General features: G+C 50.8%; 19 protein-coding genes and 2 tRNA genes. 10 read left to right on the forward strand and 11 right to left on the reverse strand.

The features are described from left to right. Positions 1-4: 4 nt before the first annotated feature. A complete protein-coding gene (glgX, locus tag RHOLA_RS02665) occupies positions 5-2068 on the reverse strand; it encodes a glycogen debranching protein GlgX (protein WP_038502178.1) in 2064 nt (687 codons plus the stop codon). A gap of 68 nt (positions 2069-2136) precedes the next feature. Between glgX and RHOLA_RS02670 the strand changes: the two genes are divergently transcribed. Genes RHOLA_RS02670 through ligA form a run of 3 tightly spaced genes read left to right on the forward strand, consistent with a single transcriptional unit; the run spans position 2137 to position 6578 of the window. Further along, on the forward strand, positions 2137-3309 hold the full coding sequence (locus RHOLA_RS02670) for a cysteine desulfurase family protein (RefSeq protein ID WP_051636221.1): 1173 nt from the start codon (positions 2137-2139) through the stop codon (positions 3307-3309). 27 nt (positions 3310-3336) lie between these two features. Further along, complete coding sequence (gene mnmA, locus RHOLA_RS02675) at positions 3337-4443, forward strand: tRNA 2-thiouridine(34) synthase MnmA (RefSeq protein ID WP_084321357.1); 1107 nt, start codon at positions 3337-3339, stop codon at positions 4441-4443. Continuing rightward, positions 4443-6578: an NAD-dependent DNA ligase LigA gene (gene ligA / locus RHOLA_RS02680; protein WP_051636222.1), complete on the forward strand. Its 2136-nt coding sequence runs from the start codon at positions 4443-4445 to the stop codon at positions 6576-6578. The genes mnmA and ligA overlap by 1 nt, the downstream gene beginning before the upstream one ends. A 60-nt stretch (positions 6579-6638) precedes the next feature. Here the strand turns inward: ligA and RHOLA_RS02685 are convergent, their stop codons facing one another. Then, positions 6639-7700: a DivIVA domain-containing protein gene (locus RHOLA_RS02685; RefSeq protein WP_038502180.1), complete on the reverse strand. Its 1062-nt coding sequence runs from the start codon at positions 7698-7700 to the stop codon at positions 6639-6641. A gap of 196 nt (positions 7701-7896) precedes the next feature. On the opposite strand from RHOLA_RS02685, the gene gatC reads away from it, so the two are divergent. Genes gatC through gatB form a run of 3 tightly spaced genes read left to right on the forward strand, consistent with a single transcriptional unit; the run spans position 7897 to position 11203 of the window. Further along, positions 7897-8193 carry an Asp-tRNA(Asn)/Glu-tRNA(Gln) amidotransferase subunit GatC gene (gatC, locus tag RHOLA_RS02690; RefSeq protein WP_038502182.1) on the forward strand — a complete coding sequence of 99 codons (297 nt, stop codon included), beginning with the start codon at positions 7897-7899 and terminating at the stop codon, positions 8191-8193. 5 nt (positions 8194-8198) lie between these two features. Next, a complete protein-coding gene (gene gatA / locus RHOLA_RS02695; protein WP_038502183.1) occupies positions 8199-9701 on the forward strand; it encodes an Asp-tRNA(Asn)/Glu-tRNA(Gln) amidotransferase subunit GatA in 1503 nt (500 codons plus the stop codon). Then, the gene (gatB, locus tag RHOLA_RS02700; RefSeq protein ID WP_038502185.1) at positions 9701-11203 is read left to right on the forward strand and encodes an Asp-tRNA(Asn)/Glu-tRNA(Gln) amidotransferase subunit GatB; all 1503 of its coding nucleotides are present in this window, start codon (positions 9701-9703) and stop codon (positions 11201-11203) included. The genes gatA and gatB overlap by 1 nt, the downstream gene beginning before the upstream one ends. Before the next feature lie 47 nt (positions 11204-11250). Here gatB and RHOLA_RS02705 read toward each other — a convergent pair. The 5 genes from RHOLA_RS02705 to RHOLA_RS02725 all read right to left on the reverse strand — a co-directional run bounded on the left by RHOLA_RS02705 (position 11251) and on the right by RHOLA_RS02725 (position 16803). Next, positions 11251-11326: transfer RNA gene (locus RHOLA_RS02705), tRNA-His, on the reverse strand. Positions 11327-11389: 63 nt separating this feature from the next. Then, entirely contained in the window at positions 11390-12001 is a 612-nt protein-coding gene (orn, locus tag RHOLA_RS02710) for an oligoribonuclease (protein WP_038503818.1), read from the reverse strand. Positions 12002-12049: 48 nt separating this feature from the next. Next, entirely contained in the window at positions 12050-15283 is a 3234-nt protein-coding gene (locus tag RHOLA_RS02715; protein ID WP_051636223.1) for an efflux RND transporter permease subunit, read from the reverse strand. A 125-nt stretch (positions 15284-15408) separates the two neighbouring features. Then, positions 15409-16395, reverse strand: coding sequence for a TerC family protein (locus tag RHOLA_RS02720; protein WP_038502186.1), 987 nt, complete (start codon positions 16393-16395; stop codon positions 15409-15411). A 12-nt stretch (positions 16396-16407) separates the two neighbouring features. Further along, a complete protein-coding gene (locus RHOLA_RS02725; RefSeq protein WP_038502188.1) occupies positions 16408-16803 on the reverse strand; it encodes a DoxX family protein in 396 nt (131 codons plus the stop codon). A 57-nt stretch (positions 16804-16860) separates the two neighbouring features. Between RHOLA_RS02725 and RHOLA_RS02730 the strand changes: the two genes are divergently transcribed. Then, positions 16861-16936: transfer RNA gene (locus tag RHOLA_RS02730), tRNA-Arg, on the forward strand. 1 nt (position 16937) lies between these two features. Then, on the forward strand, positions 16938-17270 hold the full coding sequence (locus tag RHOLA_RS02735) for a nuclear transport factor 2-like protein (protein WP_038502189.1): 333 nt from the start codon (positions 16938-16940) through the stop codon (positions 17268-17270). Here RHOLA_RS02735 and RHOLA_RS02740 read toward each other — a convergent pair. Both RHOLA_RS02740 and argG read right to left on the reverse strand, forming a co-directional pair. Beyond that, positions 17267-18079: an SDR family NAD(P)-dependent oxidoreductase gene (locus RHOLA_RS02740; RefSeq protein WP_038502190.1), complete on the reverse strand. Its 813-nt coding sequence runs from the start codon at positions 18077-18079 to the stop codon at positions 17267-17269. The two genes, RHOLA_RS02735 and RHOLA_RS02740, sit on opposite strands and share 4 nt — an antisense overlap. Before the next feature lie 10 nt (positions 18080-18089). Then, the gene (argG, locus tag RHOLA_RS02745; RefSeq protein WP_038502191.1) at positions 18090-19403 is read right to left on the reverse strand and encodes an argininosuccinate synthase; all 1314 of its coding nucleotides are present in this window, start codon (positions 19401-19403) and stop codon (positions 18090-18092) included. Positions 19404-19454: 51 nt separating this feature from the next. Here argG and RHOLA_RS02750 point away from each other — a divergent pair, with 51 nt between their 5' ends. Continuing rightward, positions 19455-19937, forward strand: coding sequence for a glutathione peroxidase (locus RHOLA_RS02750; protein WP_038502192.1), 483 nt, complete (start codon positions 19455-19457; stop codon positions 19935-19937). A 4-nt stretch (positions 19938-19941) separates the two neighbouring features. Here RHOLA_RS02750 and RHOLA_RS02755 read toward each other — a convergent pair whose 3' ends face one another. Then, positions 19942-20433: a heme-degrading domain-containing protein gene (locus tag RHOLA_RS02755; protein ID WP_038502193.1), complete on the reverse strand. Its 492-nt coding sequence runs from the start codon at positions 20431-20433 to the stop codon at positions 19942-19944. Positions 20434-20456: 23 nt separating this feature from the next. Then, positions 20457-20930 (reverse strand): Lrp/AsnC family transcriptional regulator, encoded by a 474-nt coding sequence (locus RHOLA_RS02760; RefSeq protein ID WP_038502196.1) that lies wholly within the window; start codon positions 20928-20930, stop codon positions 20457-20459. 123 nt (positions 20931-21053) lie between these two features. Between RHOLA_RS02760 and ald the strand changes: the two genes are divergently transcribed. Then, positions 21054-22172 (forward strand): alanine dehydrogenase, encoded by a 1119-nt coding sequence (gene ald / locus RHOLA_RS02765; RefSeq protein ID WP_038502198.1) that lies wholly within the window; start codon positions 21054-21056, stop codon positions 22170-22172. Positions 22173-22180 lie beyond the last annotated feature (8 nt).

The raw sequence follows: 22180 nt of genomic DNA on the forward strand, positions 1-22180 counted from the left end.
GAGGCTAGTTGACGCGCAAAAGTAGCATTGACGTGCCAGATAGTTGTACCTGGTCACCCGCATAGAGTTTTCTTGCTGTAATGGTCGGAGCTTCTTGGGCGCTATTCCAAAGTTCTTCGTACTCGGATGATCCATCAATTTTCGGCAGGGTCACCAAGGAGCTTGATTCATTTCCATGGATGATCAGCAACAGCGAATTCTTGGATCCATCGCCGAATAAACGCTCAGTGAATCTAGAAATGGTGCGGCACTCTGGATCATGCCAATTCTCTTCTGACATGATTTCGCCAGCAGCGTTGTACCACTTTAGAAGGTCGTGATCTTCGGAAGCAGTGTTGAAGTCCCCAAAGGATTTTGGGCGTAAAACCGGGTTTTCACGTCGCAACTTGGTGAGGTACGAAAACGTGTCTTCGAGGTCTTGTTGGTGTCTGGTTAAGTCCCAATTCAGCCAGGTCATCACGCTGTCTTGGCAATAGGCATTGTTGTTTCCATTTTGCGTTTTGCCCCGCTCATCACCAGAGGTGATCATTGGAATTCCCGCGGAGAACAAAACTGTTGCCAGAAGGTTACGAACAGCTTTACGTCGCTGCATTCGAATTTCTTCGCTCGCGCCTTCGCCCTCGTGCCCGTGGTTGAAAGAGCTGTTGTTGTTTGATCCGTCGCGGTTACTTTCACCGTTCGCATTATTGTGCTTGACGTTATAGCTGACTAAATCGTGAAGGCAAAAGCCATCGTGCGCAGTTATAAAGTTGACCCCGCCCAATGGACCAGAGGGCCCATCGACGATGTCCCTAGAGCCTGCAAGCCGAGTAGCCAAATCGGCGACACCGTTCCAGTGGTTGCCGCCATTTCGAGCGGCAGCAATATCACTAAGCCAAAACCTGCGAACACTGTCGCGGAATCGGTCATTCCATTCGCTGAAGCGATCTGGAAAATTACCGGTTTGCCACCCTCCTAAGCCAACATCCCATGGCTCAACAATCATTTTTGTAGCGGCGAATGCAGGCTCATCATTAATAGCCCTCAGCAAGGGGTGGTTTGGATCAAAGTGATTTGCCTCATTGCGGGCAAGTGTGGTTGCCAAGTCGAATCGATATCCATCGACCTGCATCTCTTCCGTCCAATAACGAAGCGACTCAATCACCATTTGAACCACCTGCGGGTTCGCAAAATTCAGGGAATTTCCGCAACCGGTTGTGTCTTGGTAGTGACCGTTATCGTCTTGGCGATAGTAGCTTGAGTTATCGATTCCTCTGTATGAATAGGTGAGTCCACCGGCACCACCCTCGGCGGTGTGGTTGTAGACAACATCCATGATCACTTCGATGCCGTTTCGATGAAGTTCGCGAATAGCGGTCTTTAGCTCAGCGATAATCGCCTCTGGACCCGCTTGAATCGCTGCCGCTGTGGCGTAGCGATGGTGGGGGGTGAAAAAATTAATGGTGTTGTAACCCCAGTAATTAATCAAACCGTTTTTCAGCAGATGCGGTTCCGAAATCAGCATTTGAATCGGCAGAAGTTCCACAGCGTTTACGCCAATTTTCTTTAGGTGCGCGATGGTGCTTTCATGACCCAGTGCAGCATAGGTTCCGCGCAGGTCATCTGGTAAGGCTTTGTTGCCACGGGTTAGTCCCCTGGCATGTGCCTCATAAACTACGAGCTCGTCTAGCGGGATGTTGGGCTTAGCAACCCCCTGCCAATCGAACTTCCCATCGACGACTACGCAGTGATATTCTCGGGCGCTTTCTCGCACCACGGCCTTTGCGTAGGGTTCAATCAAAAATAGCGAGTCATTAAATCTATTTCGAGGCCCTTCTGGCCCGTCGACCCGCAGCGCATATTTGGTGCCGAGTTTTAGATCAGAATCTGTGGCTGACCAAATTCCTTGGTCGCCCCTTTGCAGCGGAATGCTCTTGACGACGCTGCGGGGATCATCGGTGTCTAGAAGGCAGAGCTCGATGGAGGAGGCAGTCTCTGAATAGACGCGAATTGTGCCTAAATCGCCGTTGAGGGTCACTCCCATTTGCCCGGCTTGGATAGCGGGGGCTAGCGACTCTGCTGTAGACATTCAACCATCCTAACCAGAGGGGGGTTTTGGGCAGGCTTATGGACGCGCCTTGAAAGTAGGCTTATCTCATGGCTATTTACCTGGATCACGCCGCTACCACGCCAATGCGGCCGGAGTTGATTGAAGGCTACCTAGCTCAATTGCAGGTAGTCGGTAACCCTTCGTCAGTCCACGGGTCGGGCCAGAAGGCCAGGCGAGCCGTTGAAGATGCCCGAGATCGACTTGCAGTCACCCTTGGCTGTCATCGAAGTGAGGTGCTATTCACCTCTGGGGGAACTGAGAGCAACAATTTGGCCATCAAGGGGCTATTCCTGCAGCGTTTTGGGGAAGACCCAAATCGAAAAATGGTTATTACAGCTGGTACCGAGCATCACGCTGGGATTGACCCGGTTGAATGGCTTGAATCCGCTGAGGGTGCCGAAGCCGTGTGGGCACCCGTCGACACCATGGGTGTTATCGATTTGGATTGGTTGCGGGATTTTTTGGCCAAAAACGCAGAACGCGTTGCCCTTATCTCTTTTATGTGGGTTAACAACGAAACCGGCCTAGTTACCCCCATAGCCGCGATTACCGAAATGGCTGGTAAATACGGCATTCCCGTGCACTCGGACGCAGTGGCAGCCTTTGGCCACGTCCCGATTATTTTTAAAGAAAGTGGCTTAGCAACCATGGCAGTCTCTGGCCACAAGTTGGGAGCACCCGTTGGGGTTGGTGCTTTGATTGCAGCCCGAGCCGCCAAGCTCGCAGTTACCAGCCACGGTGGTGGACAAGAGCGGGGGATTAGGTCAGGAACCCTAAGCTCGCCCTTGGCATACGCCTTTGCAGAGGCAGCAGCGCTCGCCGAAGCCGAGCGAGACGCACTGCATGATCGGCTGGAGTCCTTTAAGCAGCAGATAGTCAAAGCGGTTCTAGAGATTGCACCGAACGCAAACTTTACTCGAGGCGATAAACCTGGTTTTGCCGGAATAATCCACTTCACTTTTCCTGGTTGCAGCGGAGATTCTTTGCTATTTCTACTAGATTCCGCCGGAGTATCGGTCTCTACCGGGTCTGCCTGCCGTGCTGGGGTTGCTCAGGCATCGCACGTGATTATGGCAATGGGTCGGACCGAGGACGAAGCCAGAGGAAGTTTGAGAATTTCGCTGGGATATACGACCACTCAATCGGATGTTGAAGGCTTCATAACAGCATTTTCAGGGGTGTATCAGCGAGCTGTGAAGGCTGGATTGCCATCTCAATAGGCGTTGGGCAAAAGTTAGACTTGTCTCATGAAGGTTTTAGCAGCGATGTCTGGCGGCGTTGACTCGGCCGTTGCCGCTGCCCGCGCGGTTGAGGCTGGTCACGAAGTGGTTGGCGTTCATCTTGCGCTCTCAAGAAATTCAGGAACGCTAAGAACCGGATCGCGCGGTTGCTGCACAATTGAAGACTCGATGGATGCTCAACGAGCGGCAAATGTTTTGGGTATCCCATATTACGTTTGGGATTTCTCAGAAAAATTTAAGACTGATGTTGTCGATGATTTTGTTGCCGAATATCAGGCTGGCAGGACTCCAAACCCATGCATGCGATGCAACGAACGCATCAAGTTTGCCGCTCTGCTTGAGAAAGCTCTGGCTTTGGGCTTTGATGCAGTCTGCACCGGACACTACGCAAGTTTGTTGACCGACTCCGATGGAAATCTTGAATTACACCGGAGCAATGAGGTGGCCAAAGATCAGTCCTACGTTCTTGGAGTGTTGACCGCCGAACAACTAAAACATTCGATGTTCCCGCTGGGGGCGAGTGCGTCAAAGGCCGAGATTCGAAAAGAAGCTGATCGCCGAGGTTTATCGGTTGCCAACAAACCGGACAGCTACGACATCTGCTTTATTCCAGAGGGAGACACCCAGGATTGGCTGACCGATAAGGTTGGCAAAGCCCCGGGTCAAATCGTAGATCGCGAAGGCGCTGTGCTTGGCACGCATGAGGGCACCCACGAATTTACCGTAGGTCAACGAAAGGGTCTCTCTATTGGTCGCCCAGCTGCGGATGGTAAACCGCGCTATGTGCTTGAGATCAGACCTAAAACAAATACCGTTGTCGTTGGACCACAGGCGGCTTTGGCAATTGCCGAAATGGCTGGTTCGCGCTTTACCTGGTGCGGCATGCCACCCAAAGAAACCTCTGAGTGGGCTGAAATTCTGGTCCAGGTTCGAGCACACGGAGACGCACTTGCTGCAAAATTCGCGATAGTCGAGGGCGAGATGGTGATTCGGCTAGAAGAGCCGCTGCTTGGCGTTGCGCCGGGGCAGACAGCGGTGCTTTACGCAGGCACAAGAGTTCTTGGCCAAACGACAATTGATCGCACTGTCAGTGCGATTCCGGTTGGTGCTTGATGGCTAAGGCTTCAAGTTCTTCGCTGAACCATGATGCAGCGGCAAAGCGAGTAGCCGAGTTAGTTGATGAATTAAATCGCCATCGACGCGCTTACTACGAGGGAAACACCGCTCTAATCAGCGATGCCGAATATGACGAACTGCAAAAGGAACTCGAGGCACTCGAGAATCAGTTTCCAGAACTAATCACCGGAGACAGTCCAACGCAAACCGTTGGTGGAGCAGTGAACCAGGCATTTGCACCGGTCGAACATCTGGATCGAATGATGAGCCTAGACAATGTTTTCTCCTTCGATGAATTTCGTGCCTGGGCCGAACGTGTGGGGGACGGACCATATCTCTGTGAATTAAAAATCGATGGCCTGGCGGTCAACCTTCGTTACCTAAATGGAGAACTAGTCTCGGCAGCAACAAGAGGTGACGGAGTCGTTGGCGAGGATGTGACCGCAAATGTTTTGACAATTAAGTCAATTCCAAAAAAATTGAAGGGTAGCGGTCATCCGGCGCAGGTTGAGGTGCGCGGTGAAATCTTCTTTGGTGTCGAAGACTTTGCCAAACTAAATGAAGGTTTAGTAGCCGAGGGTAAGGCGCCCTTTGCGAATCCACGAAATTCTGCCTCGGGATCGCTGCGACAAAAGGATCCAAGAGTAACTGCTAGTCGGCCCTTGCAAATGCTGGTTCACGGCATCGGTGCCTGGGCGGATGCACCAGTCAGGAATCAATCTGACCTATACCACCTACTAGCAAAGTGGGGACTTCCCACCACCGATAAATTTCGCGTGCTGAATTCAGTTGATGAGGTTTTGCAGTACATTGACGAGTTTGAGAAGAAACGTCACAAACTTGAACACGAAATTGATGGTGTCGTTGTAAAAATTGACGCACTGGAAAAGCAAGGCCAACTTGGCTTTACTAGTCGAGCCCCGCGTTGGGCGATTGCATATAAGTATGCTCCCGAGCAAGTTAATACCAAACTGCTCGACATTCGTGTATCCGTTGGAAGAACCGGCCGCGCTACTCCATACGCAGTGGTCCAGCCGGTAAAAGTTGCGGGCTCGGTTGTAGAGTTTGCGACTTTACACAATCAGGACGTGGTGAAGGCAAAGGGTGTTTTGATCGGTGACACGGTTGTGATCAGAAAAGCCGGAGATGTGATTCCTGAAATTCTTGGTCCTGTAGTTGAGTTGCGCGACGGAACAGAAAAACCTTTCGTTATGCCTTCACTCTGCCCGGATTGCGATTCACCGCTTGCCCCTTCGAGCGAGGGGGACGTAGATCTTCGTTGTCAAAACTCCAAAGCTTGCCCAGCCCAGTTACGGGAGCGAGTTGCCTATCTTGGTTCTCGAGGAGTTTTGGACATTGAGGCACTTGGTTACGTTGCTGCTTGCGCCCTAACTCAGCCACTTGACGATGCCGCTGCGCCGTTAAAGTCTGAGGCTGACCTATTTGATTTGACTCTTGAGCAATTACTTCCAATTCGAGCAGCGGTTCTAGATCCCGATACTGGCCTGCCAAAACTTGACGACAGTGGGCAACCCAAAATTGTTGACTTCTTTAGGAAGAAAGATGGATCGCCAGCGGAAGTTGCACTAAAACTTCTTAAGAATCTTGAGGAAGCAAAGACTAAGCCGCTGTGGAGGATCCTGGTTGCACTTTCTATAAGGCACGTTGGGCCAGTAGCCGCAAGATCTTTGACCAGCTACTTCGGCAGCCTTGAAAAAATATTCAACGCAAGTGAAGAAGAGCTTTCTAAAGTCGACGGTGTGGGTCAAACTCTTGCGCAATCAATCAAAGAATGGATCGCAGTTGATTGGCATCGCGAAATTGTTGATCGTTGGCGCAAAGCCGGGGTGCTCTTAGAGGTTCCGGGTCACGCCGGACCAGGCGCGGGCGATTCGGCAGGGGGAGTATTTGCCGGCTTGACTATCGTGGCTACTGGATCGCTAAAGGCGTTTACGCGCGAAGAAATTGAAGAAGCAATTATCTCTAACGGTGGCAAAGCTGCGTCATCTGTTTCAAAGAAGACTTCATTTGTTGTGGCCGGTGAAAATGCCGGGTCAAAGCTAGCCAAAGCTGAGTCGCTTGGCGTTGAAGTAATCTCTGAAGAAGAATTTCAGCGGCGGCTAAATGGTTAGCAAATGGATGTAAAAAATCCTCGAGAAGTCACTTCTCGAGGATCATTTATTTTTTAAGGACTAGTTGTCTTCGAGCTGTTCCACCGCAGAGTTTTCGTCGGCAGCAACCATCGACTCTGTGGTCATCAGGTTTCGCAGGGTACCTAGGAAGTCTTCAATGTCTGCGCGCTCGGCCTTCATGCGGTTTAGGCGTTCTTCGCTGTCCTTGATCACGTTGTTTGCATAGCCTTCGGCCTTGCGACTCAACATGTCTGCGCGGCGACGTGACTGGTTGATCAAGTTAGTGGCGGTGCGGTTTGCGTCTTCAAGCATTTGACTTGAATTTTCTTGCGCGTCGCGCATGATGCTGTCAGCCTCAGAAATGAGCTGCGCTGCTCGGGCCGAGGCTTCAGCAAGCGTTGCGTTGGCTTCATCGGTTACCTGCTGGGCCTGGGAAACGGCATTCTGGTAAAGACGAAGAGCTTCTTGCTCAGTCTCGTCCCGCTTTGCCTTAATTTCTGCTTCAAGTTCAACTCGAGCCTGAGCGGTTTTCTGAGAAAGTTCGGTTGCTAGGGCACGGGCTTCTTCTGTTTCACGGTGCACCTGTGCACGAAGTTCTGCTGCGTATCTTTCACCCTCAGATTTAATTGCTGAAGCTTCGCGCTGCGCGGTACCAATCTTTTCTGCAGCCTCTGACTCACGGGTCTTTGCGCTGCTCAGAATTTCTGCGGCTAGACGTTCCGCGTCGATACGTGCCTCGTTTAGCTTTGCTTCTGCGTCCGCAATTACACGATCTGCTTTGGCCTGTGCCTTACGAGTAAGTTGTTCGCTTTCGGCTTTTGCAGTTTCACGAATGCGGATTGCATCTTGACCGGCATCTGAGACAAGTTTCTTAGCTTGCTCTTCAGCAAGGCGCAGGGTCTGCTCAAATTGAGCACCAAGTTCGGCATAGCCGGGAGCCCCACCCTTTTTAACCTGGCTTTTTAGTGATTCAAGTTCTGCCTTTAGTGACTCAACTTCGCTAGAGGCACTGAAGTTGTACTCGCGAACGTGCTCGAGTTCGGCACGAAGCTCGGCCAAGACGCGGTCGACCTCGTCTTTTTCGTAGCCACGGAACGCAATCGTGAACTGTTCGTTTTCCAAGATATTGGGCCTTCACTACTAAGGGGGCAGCTGGTAGCAACTAGGGGGTAGGCACTACATTTGCTGGTCTGAGTTTACAGGGATTTTGCCTTCAAATGCCCGAAAATCCTAGGCGCTAGCGCGTTTGTTCGGGGAACTCCACATTTGCCCGTTTGGTAGGCTAAAGGTCAATCATCAATTCCCAGTGAGTGGATCTATGTCTGAAATAACCCCTGACCTGGTTCGGCACCTTGCCAACCTGGCCCGAATCGACGTCACCGACCAAGAAGTTGACCTTTTTGCCGGCCAGCTGGGCCTAATAGTTGAATCAATGGCCACCATTAGGGCTGCCGTTGCCGGCGATGTGCCGGCCACTAGCCACCCGATTCCAATGGCAAACGTATTCCGCGAAGACGTGGTTGAGCCTTCCCTGACCCAGGCAGAAGCTCTTTCAGCTGCTCCGGATAGCGCCGATGGCCGTTTCCGCGTTCACGCAATCTTGGACGAGGAGTAAGTCGCATGTCAGAACTAATTCGCAAAAACGCCTCCGAGCTGGTTGCCCTACTAAAAAAAGGCGAGGTTTCGTCTGTTGAGCTAACCCAGGCTCACCTAGATCGCACCGCCCAGGTCGATGGCGCGGTTCACAGCTACCTACACGTTGGCCCAGAGGCTGCTTTGGCGGCCGCGGCCGATATCGACCGTCGTCGTGCTGCCGGCGAAAAACTTCACGACCTTGCCGGTTTGCCGATTGCAGTGAAAGACAACTTGACTACCACCGATGCTCCGACGACATCCGGGTCAAAGATTCTTGAAGGCTGGATTCCGCAGTACGACGCAACCGTGGTCAAGAAATTGCGTGCCGCGGGAATGCCAATTCTTGGAAAAACAAATCTCGACGAATTTGCTATGGGCTCGTCCACCGAATTCTCGGCCTATGGGCCAAGTAAGAACCCATGGGACCTAAGTCGCATACCGGGTGGTTCGGGTGGTGGATCTTCTTCAGTGGTTGCATCCTTCCAGGCGCCTTTGGCAATTGGTTCGGACACCGGTGGGTCCATTCGCTACCCAGCATTCGTAACCGGAACCGTTGGCACCAAGCCAACCTATGGTGCGGTTTCTCGCTACGGACTCGTTGCCTTGGCTAGTTCGCTGGATCAAATTGGTCCGGTATCTCGAAACGTGCTAGATGCAGCTTTGCTGCAAGACGTCATTGCGGGTCACGACCCACACGACAGCACATCACTTCCGGAGTCTCTTGGCTCAATGACAGAGGCTGCAAAAAAGCTAGACGTCAAAGGCATGCGTATCGGGGTAATTAAGCAGCTGACCGGCGAGGGTTTTCAGCCTGAGGTTTCGGCGCGGTTCAACGAAAGCATTGAGTTGTTGAAAAATGCCGGTGCAGAAATCGTAGAGGTTTCATGCCCAAGTTTTGAATATGCAATTGCTGCCTACTACCTGATCTTGCCTGCAGAGGCTTCATCCAACTTGGCAAAGTTTGACTCGGTGCGTTTTGGTATGCGGGTTACTCCTGAGGGTTCACCAACAATTGAGCGCGTGATGGCTGCGACTCGTGAAGCTGGCTTTGGTCCAGAGGTAAAGCGCCGCATAATTCTGGGCACGTATGCGCTATCCAGCGGTTATTACGATGCCTACTACGGTGCAGCGCAAAAGGTTCGCACTCTTATCCAGCGCGACTTTGATGCAGCCTTTGCCAAAGCTGATGTGTTGGTCTCACCGACCGCGCCAACAACTGCGTTCAAATTAGGCGAGAAGCTTGAAGATCCATTGGCGATGTACCTAAACGACATAGCCACCATTCCGGCAAACCTTGCAGGTATTCCGGGCATGGCCATTCCAAATGGTATTGCCGAAAACAACATGCCTTCTGGGATTCAACTGCTGGCTCCGGCACGCGCAGATGCCCGCCTGTATCAGGTTGGTGCCGCCCTAGAAAAGATGCACGAGGAAGTCTGGGGCAAGCGAATGATTGACTTTGCGCCGGAATTGGAGGTGAGCAACTAATGGCTAAAGACGAATTGATGAACTATGAAAAGGCTCTAGAGCAGTTTGAGGTAGTTATTGGTCTTGAGGTTCACGTTGAGTTGAATACCAACACCAAGATGTTCTGCGGTTGCCGCAACGAGTTTGGTGACGAGCCAAACACCAACGTTTGCCCCATCTGCATTGGCCTTCCGGGCTCATTGCCAGCCGTGAATAAGCGCGCAGTTGAATCAAGCATCAAGATTGGTTTGGCACTGGGTTGTGAAATCGCACCTACTGGTCGTTTTGCTCGCAAAAACTACTTTTACCCGGACTTGGCCAAGAACTTTCAAACCTCGCAGTACGACGAACCGATTGCGTTCGAGGGTGCTCTTGAGGTAGAAGTGCCATCCGGTAAATCATTCACCGTGCAGATTGAGCGCGCCCACATGGAAGAAGACGCCGGAAAGCTTACTCACGTTGGTGGTTCTACTGGTCGAATCCAGGGTGCCGAGTATTCACTCGTTGACTACAACCGTGCCGGTGTTCCACTTGTTGAAATTGTGACCAAACCCGTATATGGTGCCGGGGCAGAGGCGCCTGAGCTTGCTGCCGCGTATGTTCGCTACATTCGCGAAATTGTTAAGGGTCTTGGTGTCTCTGACGCAAAGATGGAACGCGGAAACGTACGATGCGATGCCAACGTATCGCTTCGTCCTCACGGTCAAGAAAAGCTTGGTACTCGCACAGAGACCAAGAATGTGAACTCGCTTCGTTCAATCGAGCGCGCAGTGCGATACGAGATTCAGCGCCAGGCGGCTTTGTTGGCTAAAGGCACTGCAATCGTTCAGGAAACTCGTCACTGGCACGAAGACAAGGGGGCTACTTCATCCGGGCGTCCAAAGTCAGATGCAGACGATTACCGCTACTTCCCAGAACCAGATCTAGTTCCGGTACAGCCATCTAAAGAGTGGATAGAAGAACTCCGCGCGGGCCTTCCAGAAAAGCCAGCCGAGCGTCGCAAGCGTGTGCAGGCCGAGTGGGGATTTGCCGATCTTGAGTTCCGTGACGTAGTCAACGCAGGTTTGATGGATCAGATTGAAGAAACGGTTGCTGCTGGAGCAAAGCCACAGGCTGCACGAAAGTGGTGGACCGGTGAGCTGGCTCGTATCGCCAACAGCCAAGACAAAGACGTCATTGATCTAGAAATTTCAGGAGCATACGTTGCCGAGCTTGCTGGTTTGGTTGATGCCGGAAAGATTAACGACCGATTGGCTCGCGAGGTTCTGACCTACGTACTTGCTGGCGAGGGAAGCCCCGCCGAGGTAGTGGCCAAGCGTGGTCTGGAAGTTGTTTCTGATGACGGTGCATTGATTGCCGCCATTGAAGCAGCACTTGAAAAGCAGCCAGATGTGTTAGACGCAATTCGCGAGGGACGCATGCAGGCAGCAGGAGCGGTAATCGGTGCTGTCATGCAGGCCATGAAGGGCTCGGCTGATGCTGGACGTGTGCGCGAGCTGCTAATTGAAATGGCGAATACATAAGACCCCAAAAAATAACCCCCGGGATTGATTCCCGGGGGTTTTTGTATTGGGGTGAGTAACGGGGCTTGAACCCGCGACCCCCTGGACCACAACCAGGTGCTCTACCAGCTGAGCTATACCCACCAAATGTTGAGGCGTCTTGCGCAACAACCAAATAAGCCTATCAGTTTGAGGCTTGTTGTATTCCTAGGAATTGTTTTTTGAGAGGCTTTCGGCCGCAGCCTTGGCCTGTTCGGTGGTTGGGCCCGGGGCCGGAACCATCACCGTCTGGCGGTAGTAGCGCAACTCGTGAATTGACTCAAGGATGTCTGCCAACGCTCGGTGACCGCCATCTTTTTTGGGCATTTGGAAATAAACCCTTGGGTACCAGCGTCTGGACAGTTCTTTGATTGAGCTCACATCAATGTTTCTGTAGTGCAGATGCTGGTCTAATTTCGGCATGTATCGGTTGATAAACATTCGATCTGTTCCGATGGTGTTTCCCGCCAGTGGTGCCTCTTTTGCATTTGGTACGAATCGCTTAATGTAATTCAGAATTAGCTCTTCTGCCTCGGCTAGATCAAGGCCGTTATCAACTTCGTTGATGAGGCCTGACTCGGTGTGCATGTTTCTAACGAAATCATTCATGTTTGCCCAGGAATCAGGGCGAGGTTTAATCACGACGTCAAGACCAGCGTCTAAAATTTCAAGCTCGGAATTGGTGATTACGACCGCAACTTCTACTAGGCAATCTGACTCAGGGTTGAGTCCTGTCATTTCGCAGTCGATCCAGACTAGATTTTCTGAAATTTCAATCACAATCCAAAAATAGGGGAGGTCCGTGACAATTACCACGGACCTCCAATTCTAGACGGACTCGGCCGTGGCCTTCCTGCGCGCGTGGGCTTTCTTGTCTTTTCGGATGGCCTTGCGCTCTTTTCGGCCCTCTACTAACCAATAAAGTACCGGCACAATAACCAGAGTCAGAATGGTTGACGAGAACAGACCACCGATTACAACGACAGCTAGCGGCTGTGAGATGAAACCGCCGCCGCCAGTAATTCCCAGGGCCATGGGAGTAAGCGCAAATATCGTGGCTAATGCAGTCATTAGGATTGGGCGCAAACGCTGTCTTGCTCCGTCCATGATGGCCTGCTGCATTGGTCGACCTTGTTTACGATACTGATTGATCAGGTCGATCAGCACGATTGCATTTGTGACTACGATTCCAACCAACAGCAACATACCGATTAGCGAAGGAACCCCTAGCGGGGTATCGGTTATAAGCAACAATCCAAGGGCACCGGTTGCTGCAAATGGAATTGAAATCAATAGGATGAGCGGTTGAATCAAACTTGAGAAGGTTGCCACCATCACCACAAATACGATCGCTACCGCGGCAAGCAGGGCCAGACCAAGTTGACTGAACGAGTCAGCCTGATCGGCGCTAATTCCACCAAGAGTTGCGGTTGTGCCCAACGGAAGGCTGACTGTCTCTAGTCGCTTGGTAACTTCGGCTGAGATGGCGCCCAGGTTGTCTCCGCTTGGTGTCAGTGAGACTTTTGCGGTGCGATCACCCTTTTCACTTGTGATCGAAACAGGTACCTGAACTTGCTCAATTTTGGCGATTGTCGACAGCTTTACCATTCCGGTTGCACTTGGAATGCTGATGTTTTTGACATCTTCTACAGTCTCAGGAATATCTGTTTGCACCACGTAGATTGCGGTCTCCACATTGTCAATGTTCACTTTGCCAATGCTGCTAGGGCGAAGCTTTGATGCCACAATTCCACCAACGGTAATTTCTGTGAGTCCCTTGGCCGCCGCAGCTTTGCGGTCAACGGTCACACGAAGAGTTCGCTGTGTTTCCGCCAGTGAGTTGGTAATCTCGGACGTGTCTGGCGTTCCAACCATTGCAGCTTGAATCTTTTCGATGGCGTTGAGCAGCTTCTCGTCGTCTGGAGCGAGGACTTTTATGTCGATGGTGCTCGAAGAGCCAAAGCCAGGTCCACCACCGGAGCTGAACTTAACTTCGCCCAAGGAACTGTCCTTGGCAAATTTTGCTTCCAAATCGGACTGAACCGCAACGGCATCAGCATCATCAATTAGAGATACCTGAAGCGATGTCCCTCCGGCAGCGGCACCAAAGGCAACTCGCCCATCACCTGATGAACCAATCGAGGTTTGCACCACCTTGATGGTCTCCTCGGCAAGCAAAATGGTTTCGAGTTTTGCCGCGGCAGCATCTTTTTGTTCAAAAGTAGCCCCAGCGGGGAGGGTTTGATTGATAACAAATCCATTTGCTCCCGAGCTACCGATAAAGTCTGTCTTCAGGAACGGCACAAGTGCAAAGGTGAACACCAAAATTATTAATGAAGAAACAACGGTGATAACCGGGTGTTTTTGAGTGCCGCGAAGAATCGGAAGATATCCGCGCTGCAGCCAGCTCTTGCGTTCTTTTTCTTCCTCTACCTTTCGCGCCTGTTCGGCAAAAACCGAGGCTTCAAACTCGCTTGGCGAGCTGAGTTGACTTGGGTTCTTGAGGAACCAATAGGCAAGCACCGGAACGATGGTGAGCGAAACAAACAATGAGGCAACCAGTGCAATTGTGAAAGTAAATGCGAACGGACGGAAGATTTCTCCAATCAATCCGCTAACCAGTGCAATCGGTAGGAACACCGCAACGGTAGTAATTGTGGCCGCGGTTATAGCCCCCGATACTTCCTTGACGGCATCTAGGATTGCCTGTTTTTTAGGCTCACCGTAGGAGAGGTGGCGGTTGATATTCTCGATGACCACGATGGAATCGTCAACCACTCGGCCAATGGCAATAGTCAAGGCACTCAACGTCAAAATATTGAGTGAGTAGCCAAATTGACCAAGACCGATAAAGGTAATCAGAACCGAGGTAGGAATCGAAATCGCTGTGACCAGAGTAGATCGAACCGACAGCAAGAACACCAAAATAATCAAGATTGCAAATCCAAGACCAAGTAGGCCCTCGGTAGTCAAATTTTCTAGGGACTTCTCCACGAATGGAGCCTGATCAAAAACTGTCACGATTGTCACATCGCCAAGCTTTTTCTTTAGCTCTTCAATTTTGTCTTGAACTCCGTGTGACACAGCAACGGTGTTGCCATCGGGTGTTTTGACAATCGAAATGGAAAGTGCTTCTTTACCATTTGTTCTAGCGATACTGGTGGTCGGAGCATTTTCAAAAGTGACTGTCGCAACATCGGCAATTGTAAGTGCAGTGACTCTTGGAGCACTTGGAATGCTAATGCCGGCGGGCGCCTGATTGCTTCCGGTAAATCCAGGAAAGTTCGGCGATGCCGTAGGCGCAGCAGGTGTTGCCGCACTGCCAATTAGAGCAAGACCTTTAAAACCCTCAAGGCTATTTACGGGTGTGCCGACTTCAACAGAAATGGAACCGTTCTCGTCATCGATGGTTCCTGCCGGAATCACAAAACCATTTGACTGAAGGGCACTTACTACCGATTGTTGGCTAAGCCCATTAGCGGCTAAAACCTGGGACTTAAATTCCAGATTGATTCGCTTTTCCTTAACACCGGCGATGTTCACATCTCGCACGCCTTTTACCTGCGCGAGTATCGGTGTTGCAATGTCGCTGAGTTTTTGCGCTAGGGCTTCGTTATCACCGTTATTCGCTGAAACACCAAGCGCGATGATTGGAACAGAGTCAAAGCTTCCTGAAAGTACGTTGGGTTCAACATCGGCTGGGAGGGCCGTTTTAACCTTTGAGATTGCCGCCGCAATGAGCTCGGAGACCTTTGCTGTGGTTGTTCCATATTCAAATTCGACTCGCACAATTGAGATGTTGCTTTGTGAGGTTGAAGTGGAGTTGACAAGACCATCAATCTTTCGAACTTCGTCTTCTATAACCTTGCTCACCTGGTTATCGACAACTTCAGGTGATGCTCCAGGATATGCCGTTACGATTGCAGCTTGCGGCACCTGAAATGAGGGAATCAACTCCTGCTTCAGCGACCCAAGAGAGATAAATCCGAACACCGCGGTGATGACGGTAATGAGCGCTACAACTGACCGATTAGCAATACTCAGTTTGGCAAGACGAAACACGTTGACCTCTTTCAGGTTGATACCTATAGGCTAACTGCCAAGCAAGAACGGGTATTCCAAACACTAAAACAATCAGGTTTTTCTCAGGAGAGGCTTGAAAAGCCTAAATATTCCGGCAGATTGGCCTAATTTGACTTAGCTTTCTTTCGATTAGCGGTGATAACACTCACAATCGCCGAAACGGCAATCGAAGCCACAATCACAATTAGCGAAGTGTTGCTGCTGATTTCAGGCGCCCATTCAATGTGCTTTCCGCCGTTGATAAAAGGCAGTTCATTTACGTGCATCGCGTGAGCGACGAGCTTAAAGCCGATGAATCCCAAGATGAAGGCAATGCCGTACTTTAGGTACTCGAGTTTGTCTAGCAGACCGCCCAAGAGGAAGTAAAGCTGACGAAGACCCATCAGTGCAAAAACATTGGCGGTAAAGACAATAAAGGGATCAGTGGTGATTCCAAAAATTGCAGGGATTGAATCAAAGGCGAACATGACGTCGGTTAGGGCGATTGCAGCAAAAACCACAATCATGGGGGTAAAGACCTTCTTGCCGTTTACCAAAGTGCGAATTTTGGCGCCATCGAAGCCATCTGACACCTGGATGCGTTTTCTAAGCAGTTGAATCAGCTTGCTTTCAGTTTCTTCCTCATCCTCATGGCTTCTGAAGGCCTGGTGGTATGCGGTGTAAAGCAAGAACGCGCCAAAGATGTAGAAAATCCAGCTGAATTGCTCAATCAGGGATGCGCCAACGACGATAAATATGCCTCGAAGAACCAGGGCCAGTACCACACCAACCATAAGTACTTCCTGCTGATATTTCTTTGGCACTGCGAATCGAGTCATGATGATCACGAACACGAAAAGGTTGTCAATACTTAGGCTGTACTCGGTAAGCCAACCAGCAAAAAATTCCGTTGCTTTGGTAGCTCCAAACAATTGGCCGATAATCAGGCCAAAAATCACCGCCAGAACGGCATAAAAAGCAACCCAAAGCGAAGATTCCTTGGTGCTGGGAATGTGAGGTCGCTTGAAGACAATCAGTAGATCGGCTAGCAGAATGGCGGTAATCGCAACCATAGAAATGGCTTCGAACCAGAAGTAGGAATTTTCGCTCATAGTTAGGTAAGTCTATTTGCTAGTTCTAGCCCATGCTGACGTTGACCACAGCGCCCAAATCATCAAAAGTGGTTGAAAAAGTAGACGAATAGCTCTTGCTTCATCGGTGTTTAATCCAAAGGCATCTGTTTGTGTCAAAAATTGCGAAATGTTCCCTGGAAAAATTGCCAAGAAGAATCCAGCTGTGAGCCAACCAATCTGTTTTCGATACTTCTTAATTGTCAGTAAGCCGATCCCTAAGGCAATCTCCACTGCTCCTGATGCCAGGACAACGAAATCAGCATCAAACGGAATCCACCCTGGCACCTGAGCTTGAAAAGTGGCTCTGGCAAATGTGAAATGACCAAGGCCAGCAAAAATAAGTGCGCTACCCAGCGCTATTCGGGCTATGACTTTGATGATTCGCATGAATGCAAGTTAGCACGTAGCCTCATTTAGACTGGTAGGCGTCGCTTCAAGCAATTTGCCCTCGTAGCTCAGTGGATAGAGCAAGAGCCTTCTAATCTCTTGGTCGCAGGTTCGATTCCTGCCGAGGGCGCCAAATGAGTAAAAACATTGAAGTTGCCTGCAACTACCTGTTGGCCTATGAAGCAAAGGATTTAGCTGCCATAGCCAAGATGATTCGCCCGGATGTCTGGTTGCAAGATTGGAACATTTCAGGCCAAGGGGAATCTTTTTTTCTAGGTGAGACTCGTAAAAACTTTGAGGCAGCTCAGCAGATCAAGATTGAGATCCTCAGCATGCAAGAATCGGCGGATATGGTTGCGGCACAGTTGCAGATCACTATCAATGGGCATGAATTACTTGAAGTGGTTGATGTGATCTCTTTTGATTCAGGAAATTTGATTCGAGGAGTCCGGGCCTACAAAGGTTAGCCAAGCAAAGACTTCATATTTTTGTAAATTAGGTTCGCTGCAAAGTCCGGCGCCAGGCGGATAAGGTTGCCCATTAGCTTGGCATCGCTGCCAACGTAGATTCGTTTGGCATTGGATTCGATCGAGTCAACAATCTTTTTTCCAGCAGCTGCAGGAGCGGTGACCCTTGCAGCAGCTTTCTTTTGGGCAGGGGTTAGTTCGCCTGATCCAAAACTAACTCCTGAGTTTGCCGAGATGTTGGTTCCAATTGCGCCAGGCCAGACTAAGGTCAGGGAAACTTTTGTGTCCTTGAGTTCTGAACGCAGTCCTTCGGTAAGCATGTTTAGCCCAGCCTTTGTGGCGCCGTAGAGAGTTTGGCCGGGAACGGGGGCATAAGATCCCATCGATGAAACGTTGAGAATATGTGCCTCCGGTCTAGAAACCAAACCAGGCAGGAAAGCCTTAATCATGTTAAGCGGGCCAAAGAAATTGACGTTCATTACTCTGTCAATGTGCTCAAAATCCAGTTCGTTTATTTTCACGAATGGCTGAATGATTCCAGCCACATTTAGCAGCGCATCGATTTTTCCAAGCTTGGCTTCAATCTCTGCAGGGAGGGCGGCCACGCGAGATCTATCGGTGATATTGGCATCAAAGGCGTAAAAATTTTTGGCATTCTCAACGGCAAGTTTTTTAGTTTCCTCAAGAAACTCGTGCTTCAGGTCTAGGCCTGCAACTTTTGCGCCGCGGCGAAGTAGTTCTAGAGAAACTTCTCGGCCTATGCCGTTTCCGGCTCCGGTTACCACAAATACTTTTTCCTGAATCTTCATGGCTGTTTCCTTAGGCTAGTTCGAACTGTCCACCATCAATTTGACCTTGCTTTCGGTACAGATCGAGTTTTTGACGGGTGTCTGCGATATCTAGATTGCGCATTGTCAATTGCCCAATACGATCTTCTGGACCAAACGCTGAATCCTCGTTGCGTTCCATTGAAAGTTTTTCTGGGTGATAGCTGAAGTTTTCTCCGCGTGTATCGACGATTGAGTAGTCATCGCCACGACGCAGTCTTAGGGTCACTGAACCGGTGACCGCCGAGGCAACCCAGCGAGTGAGTGATTCACGGAACATCAGTGTTTGCGGGTCAAGCCAGCGACCCTCGTAAAGTAGCCGACCCATTTTGCGGCCTTCGTTGTGGTAGTTCGCAACGGTATCTTCGTTGTGGATTGCAGAAATAAGGCGCTCGTAGGCGATGTAAATCAGAGCCATGCCTGGGGCCTCGTAAATGCCGCGGCTCTTGGCTTCGATGATTCGGTTTTCAATTTGATCTGACATGCCCAGGCCGTGACGACCACCAATCACGTTAGCCTCGTGAAACAGTTCAACCTGGTTCTTGAACTCTTTGCCATTGATTGCAATTGGCTCACCCTGTTTGAAGGAGATGGTTACATCTTCGCTTTCGATTTTCACCGATGAATCCCAGAACTTCACTCCCATAATCGGGTTTACCAGCTCCATTGAAGAACTAAGAAGTTCAAGGTCCTTTGCCTCGTGAGTTGCCCCCAACATGTTGGCGTCTGTTGAGTAAGCCTTTTCAACGGAAGCGCGGTAAGGAAGCTTGCGAGCCTGCAGCCACTCTGACATTTCGTGGCGACCGCCGAGTTCAGACACGAAGGTGCTGTCTAGCCAAGGTTTGTAGATGCGCAAGTTTGGGTTAGCCAACAATCCATAACGGTAGAACCGCTCGATGTCGTTGCCTTTGTAAGTACTTCCATCGCCCCAAATATCCACGCCATCCTCGTGCATGGCGCGCACCAACATTGTTCCGGTTACTGCTCGTCCAAGCGGAGTGGTGTTGAAATAAACCTTGCCCCCGGTGCGGATGTGGAATGCGCCACAAGCTATGGCAGCAAATCCTTCGCGGACCAGAGCGGCGCGGCAGTCAATTAGCCTGCCCTGCTCGGCACCGTACTCTTTGGCTCGATCTGGAATTGACTCGATATCGTCTTCGTCGTATTGGCCCAAATCTGCCGTGTAGGTGTAGGGGATGGCTCCCTTTTCTCGCATCCAGGCAACGGCCACCGAGGTATCTAGACCGCCAGAAAAGGCAATTCCAACTTTTTCACCGACTGGGAGAGATTCAAGAACCTTAGACATGGATACAAGGTTACCCGGAATAAGCGATCCCAATTAGGCATTGATAACACCATGAGCCTAAAAGAAGCCGAATTGACCATGTTGGACGGTCGCAAGACCACTTTTGCCGAATTTGCCGACAAGGCGGTGCTAGTTGTAAACGTGGCTTCCAGATGCGGGTTGAGCCCCCAGTATGAAGCGCTAGAGGCACTTCAGAAGAAATATGGCGGTAAGGGATTCACGGTGCTGGGCATGCCGTCAAATCAATTCATGCAGGAACTTGGCTCGAGCGATGCAATTAGCGACTATTGCTCAACCACCTGGGGAGTGACCTTTCCAATGACAGAGAAGGTCAAGGTTAACGGAAGAGGCAGGCACGAGCTTTACAAGTCTCTGGTTACAGCCAAGGATGGTGCTGGACTTAGTGGGCCCGTGATGTGGAATTTTGAAAAATTCTTAGTGCTGCCCTCTGGTGAAATCAAGCGATTCCGACCAACTACCAAGCCCGATGCGCCGGAGGTAATCGAGGCCATTGAGAGCGCCTTAGAGAAATAGGACGCTAAAGCGCAAATTCTCCTAGGTCGACCCCCAGGTAATCAGCAATCACATCGGTGACTAATTTGTGGTCAAGGCGTTGGGGTAGACCGGAAACTGTGGCGGTTGCCACGATGCCGACACCGTCAACTCGAATCGGGAAGCAACCTCCGTGCCAGGCGTAGTTCTGCTCATCTAAATCACTTACGCGATCCACAGCTCCGGCGAAGTTAATTTCAAGACCAACAAGATACGAACTGGTATGCACAAGATTGACCAGATTGCGTTTGCGACGGGCCCAATCGGTGTTTATTTCCGTGGTACCCGGCATTGCCGAGAAGAAAAGAGGTTCGTCTTCCCGACGAATGTCGATAACCACCCCGGGCTGGTATTTCTCAGCTTCTTCGCGCAGGGCAACACCAAGCGACCAAGCATCGGATTCATCGAAAGACCTAAACACCAGCAGTTCTTCTTGTCGAATTACCTTGGCTATGTCAGATTCGCGTGGTTCATTCATCTTTTTCGCCTGCTTCCCGACGCCTAGGCGACCGGCCCTTTATTGAAATGTTCAAAGACCATGTTGGTTCGGGTTGACGCAACAGTTGCATTGCTCGACAGGTTCTCTAGAACAAACTCACGCACGTGGTCGTTGTCACGAACGGCTAGGTGAACTATGAAATCCTCGCTACCGCCAAGGAAAAACACTTGAATTACCTCAGGCAAGGATCGCATTTCGTTCATGAAGTCAGCTAGGTGAGACCTAGCGCCAGCGCGCAGCGTGACTGAAATAAGCACCTGGCTGGATAACCCTACGGAACTGGGATTTATGTTTGCACTGAAGCCGGTAATGACTCCTCGGCTGACTAGAGAGCGAACTCGGGTGATGCAGGTTGACGGTGCTATGCCCGCCGCTTCGGCAAGATCTGCGTTGGTCATGCGGGCATTTTGGCTCAATAGACGCAAAAGTTCATGGTCAATTTCGTCTAACTCGGTCTGCAGATTATTCAACGCCATGGGCTTGATTCCCTTCAAAAATGAATATATAAGAGTATTTTAGGGTTTTTTCTGAATAAACTTCGGCCTTTACACGATTGTAACGTAATACCTGCAGTATTTACCTCAGAGAAGGAGTAAATCATGCGCGTAGGTATCCCAACTGAAATTAAGAACAACGAAAACCGAGTAGCCATTACCCCGGCAGGAGTTCACGAACTGGTTCGCCGAGGGCATGAGGTATTCATTCAGGTTGGTGCTGGTCTTGGCTCCGGCTTCGAGGATGCTGATTACGTAGCCCAGGGTGCCAAGATGCTTGCCACCGCCGCTGAAGTTTGGGCCGCCGGAGACTTGTTGCTCAAAGTCAAGGAGCCAATCAAAGCGGAATACGAACTGATGCGTCGCGATCAAGTTCTATTTACTTACCTGCACCTTGCCGCATCAAGAGAGTGCACAGATGCACTTATTGCTGCGGGTACCACTGCAATTGCTTATGAGACAGTGCAGTTGCCCAATCGCGCGCTTCCGCTACTGCAGCCGATGAGTGAAGTGGCCGGAAGGCTATCGGCTCAGATTGGCGCCTACCAACTCATGAAGAACGAGGGCGGCCGCGGCGTGCTAATGGGCGGCGTACCGGGAGCACCTAAAGCCAAAGTTGTGGTGATTGGTGGAGGAGTTGCCGGCGAACACGCGGCAACGATGGCACTTGGCATGCAGGCCGAGGTAACGGTCATTGATATTTCGCTACCAAAGCTTCGCGAATTAGACGCTCGCTTTGGTGGACACGTTCGTACTCGAGTTTCGACCGCTCTTGAAATTGCTGAGCAATTGAAGGACGCAGACCTGGTGATTGGGTCGGTGCTAATTCCAGGTGAAAAGGCACCAAAACTAGTTACCGACGAAATGGTCAAAAACATGAAACCAGGATCGGTGTTGGTGGACATTGCCATTGACCAGGGAGGTTGTTTTGAGAACTCCCGAGCAACAACACACGATGACCCTACTTACATGGTTCACAACAGCATTTACTACTGCGTTGCGAACATGCCTGGTGCTGTACCTGCGACTTCAACAAGAGCGCTAACCAACGCAACTTTGCCCTATGTAATCGCTCTTGCGGACAAGGGTTGGAAAGCTGCATTAGCGGCCGACGAATCACTGGCCAAGGGATTGAACGTGCACGACGGAAAGGTAACTTACTCGGGAGTGCTACACGCGTTCCCAGAATTGCCATTCCAGGACCTACACGAGGCTATCGCTTAGCCGGTTCA

This window comes from Rhodoluna lacicola, from assembly GCF_000699505.1.
Classification (GTDB): Bacteria; Actinomycetota; Actinomycetes; order Actinomycetales; family Microbacteriaceae; genus Rhodoluna; species Rhodoluna lacicola.